The organism is Staphylococcus canis (genome assembly GCF_016238445.1).
In the GTDB taxonomy this organism is placed as follows: Bacteria; Bacillota; Bacilli; order Staphylococcales; family Staphylococcaceae; genus Staphylococcus; species Staphylococcus canis.
In genome coordinates this window covers 1-409 of sequence record NZ_JABANU010000068.1, presented here as the reverse complement: position 1 = coordinate 409, position 409 = coordinate 1, and the positions used below count along the sequence as shown (strand labels likewise).

The window sequence follows — 409 nt, the reverse complement described above, 5'->3', positions numbered from 1 at the left end:
ATTGTACATTGAAAACTAGATAAGTAAGTATAGATTTTACCAAGCAAAACCGAGTAACAAGCGAAACGCTTGAAACAAACAATTATCGCTAGTCGTTGAAAAACGACACACATAATTAATAACTGGTAGATGTTGGTATTGTGAAGTTCGGTAGACAGACTAGATGTTTTGAAAACGTTTGTCAGTCTATGAATTTCTTGATGAGTGTAGCGACGTTTACTTTCTGTAAACGAGCAAACGAAGAAAGAAATGAAGCCGAATGCAAACGATTGCCAAAACATCAAAAGATTAAGTTATTAAGGGCGCACGGTGAATGCCTTGGCACTAGAAGCCGATGAAGGACGTTACTAACGACGATATGCTTTGGGGAGCTGTAAGTAAGCTGTGATCCAGAGATTTCCGAATGGGG

The 409-nt window shown here is 38.9% G+C and carries 1 rRNA gene; it reads left to right on the top strand.

The annotated features are described in order from the left end of the window. Positions 1-286: 286 nt before the first annotated feature. Positions 287-409: ribosomal RNA gene (locus tag HHH54_RS10930) — 23S ribosomal RNA — on the top strand; the annotation flags it as partial.